The 3,005-nt window shown below is 65.6% G+C and carries 2 protein-coding genes; both read left to right on the forward strand.

The genetic code is table 11. From position 1 onward, the window contains the following. Positions 1-1,051: 1,051 nt before the first annotated feature. On the forward strand, positions 1,052-1,363 hold the full coding sequence (locus N416_RS0120945) for a PE family protein (protein WP_024444045.1): 312 nt from the start codon (positions 1,052-1,054) through the stop codon (positions 1,361-1,363). Next, positions 1,360-2,943, forward strand: coding sequence for a PPE domain-containing protein (locus tag N416_RS0120950; protein ID WP_024444046.1), 1,584 nt, complete (start codon positions 1,360-1,362; stop codon positions 2,941-2,943). Before N416_RS0120945 ends, N416_RS0120950 begins: the two co-directional genes overlap by 4 nt. The last annotated feature ends 62 nt before the right edge of the window (positions 2,944-3,005 follow it).

The raw sequence follows: 3,005 nt of genomic DNA on the forward strand, positions 1-3,005 counted from the left end.
GCCCTCGAAACCGAATAGACGATTCTGCCCAGACCGCCGGTTTAGCTCACCGGGAATGCAATGCGGTACCCGTCGGTGGGGTTGCGTTTCCGATATCGCGAATCATGTGGCCGCGGAAGCGCGTTCGGAGAACAGGGCGGCCGCATAGATCAGCACCGCGGCTTGGCCTCTTCGCGGGCCGCTGCCTTTGCGTCATTTCCAGCCACATAGCTACGCTAGCTGCACTACATCGGTGTAGTCGTTTGACTAGTGGGCGCGCGTCGTGGCGGGCTCGACATTGATCCATCAGCTCATGGAGGTCCTGATGGCCGCTTCCGCGCAGGCCGCTGGCCGAGTGGTGCCCGGTTTCCGGGAGTTGCGGGATCCTCAGCTGCACCGCCGGGGGCGATGTCGCCCCTGCTTCCTGTGACAACACGGGACCGGTTACCCGGTCGGTGACCGCCGCAAAGCGGGACACCCGCCGATATGCCACGGTCGGCTACGTCACGTTCTGACTGTGCGCCTTCTCGCGTTCTTACGCCGTTCGCGGCCCTTTATGCTCGCCGGCTGATCTACGGCAGCCGCACCCTCGGCCCGAATCGTCCTGTCGTCGAGGCCATCACGCTGTTGAGGCTAACCACGCGTGCGAATCGACGTGCGCGGTTCGCCCTTTGAAGATGACGTTAAAACGCTGTGTTGCAGCAGTATTCAGCTCTCACCCATCTAGCCGGTTCGCCCGCCGCCTCGATATGGCCGCATTCACCGGCGTCAGCGCCCAGCGATACCTGTCTGTCATGTCCGATGTTTAAGTGCCGGTGCAGCTTTCGGAACCTGCTGATTCAAACCCGGCGCAGCGCTCTTGCTGGGGTTAACATAGCCCGGCCGGCAGACTAAAGACGTTGCGAAGCAACATAATTCGAGACGCAAAAGCCAGGCGCTCAAGGGCTCTCCCTGAACGCTGCGGCGCGGCGCATCTGTCGTTTGTGTCGACATGTGTTCACGACTGATGGTCCTATGAGTACCCATCAGGCAGTTGCAAGGATTTGCCGCCCAGTACCGAAGGAGGTTGGTCATGCCGTTACATGTCGTCCCCGAAGGACTGGCCGCCGCCTGCGCACGCGTGGAAGCGCTGACAGTCAGGCTGGCCCAAGCACACGCCAGCGCTGCGCCGGTGATCACGGCGGTGGTTCCTCCTGCGGCTGACCCGGTCTCACTGCAGAGCGCCGCCACGCTCAGTCTGTACGGCGGCCGTCACCAAGTGGTGGTGGCCCAGGGCGACGTAGAACTCGGTCGATCAGGGATCGGAGTGGGCGAGGCGGGCATCAACTACGCCGCGGGTGACGCCGCAGCGGCGTCGGCGTACCCGAACTGGGGGCTCAGGTGACCGCCCCAGCCTGGATGGCGTTGCCGCCAGAGGTTCATTCAGCACTGTTGAGCAGTGGACCGGGTTCCGGCCCGGTGTTGGCAGCTGCTGGGATATGGAGCTCCTTGAGCGCCGAGTACGCTTCGGCGGCAGCAGAACTCAGCGAGGTGCTGGCGGCCGTGGCGAGCGGGGCGTGGCAGGGTGCCAGCGCCGAGTCGTACGCGGCAGCCAATGCCCCCTACCTGGCATGGCTGACGCTGGCCAGCGCCAATAGTGCCACGGTGGCCGCCCAGCATGAGACGGTGGCCGCCGCCTACACCGCCGCGCTGGCGGCAATGCCGACACTGGCGGAACTGGCCACGAACCACACGGTTCACGGGGTGCTGCTGGCGACCAACTTCTTCGGAATCAACACCGTCCCCATCGCACTCAATGAGGCCGACTACACGCGGATGTGGATTCAGGCCGCCACCACGATGAGCACCTACCAAGCGGTGGCGGGCTCTGCGGCGGCGTCAACGCCGGAGACCCCTCCGGCGCCGGTGATCCTCAAGTCGACGGGGTCGGCAGAGACTTCGGATCCGGCGGACCCGTGGGGCCCTGCCCATACCTGGACTGATCCCTTCCTCGAAGGCGTCGCGCAGGTGCTGCGGTATGTGGGGGTCAACTGGGAGCCCGGGTCCGGCACTATCAACGGGCTGCCCTACTCGGCATTCACCAATCCACTGACCGGGTTGTACTGGGTCAAGAACACCGTGACCCTCATCCAAGAGGTCGACTACGTCATCGCGAATGTGGGGGTTCACCCGGAAGTCGCCCTGCTCCTGCTCAACCCGGCGACCCTCTCGACGTTCCTGATCGCGCACCCGTTGGTCGCCATCGAACTGGGTGCCGCCATAGCGTCGACCCTGACCGCGCCCTTCGCGAGTCTGAGCGCATTCGCGGCACTGGCAGCTCTGCCATGGCCGAACGGCGCACCCGTGCTGGTCGACGCGGTTCCCGACGCCGCGCCGGCGCCTGCTCCGGTGACGACGGCCTCCACTCCGCACCTGGTGAGCGTTGCCGGGTCGGTGCCCGCTTCGGGATCCCCTGCGGCCGGACTGCCCGCGAGCGCCTCCGCCGGTGCGGGGGCGCCGGCGCCGGCGCCGGCGGCGGTCGCGGGAGCGGGAATCGCGTTCCCCTACATGATCGGATTCGGTGGCGGTCCCGGGATTGGCTTCGATTCGAGCAACAAGACCGGAAGCGGCACCGGCGCACGAGCGAAGAGCCCGGCATCGGACTCCGCGGCCGAAGAATCCGCCGCACGCCGGCAGGCGCGGAAGCGCCGCCGCCGGCGTACGCAGTTGTACGACCACGGAGACCAGTTCGCCGACATGAATGTGGACCCCGAATGGGCGTCGCCGGACGACGGTCCGAGTGCCTCGCAGGGCAGCGCGGGACAGCTCGGATTCGGCGGTGCCGCTGTCAAACACGATGCGCAAGGAGCGGGTCTGACCACCCTCGCCGGCGATTCGTTCAGTGGTCTTCCGATCGAACCGTTGATGCCGAGCACCTGGACCGGTCAGTCGACCGAAGGAGTGGATCACAACGCAGAGAGCTGATCGTCGGTGAACACAAGGCAATCGATGTGGAGAGGGAGATAAGCGATGAGTTTGTTGGATGC

Origin of the sequence: Mycobacterium sp. UM_WGJ (genome assembly GCF_000455125.1) — a bacterium.
Taxonomy (GTDB): Bacteria; Actinomycetota; Actinomycetes; order Mycobacteriales; family Mycobacteriaceae; genus Mycobacterium.

Excerpts from the sequence above, each read along its gene's own strand:
- N416_RS0120945 (WP_024444045.1), top strand. The coding sequence starts at position 1,052 with ATGCCGTTACATGTCGTCCCCGAAGGACTGGCCGCCGCCTGCGCACGC.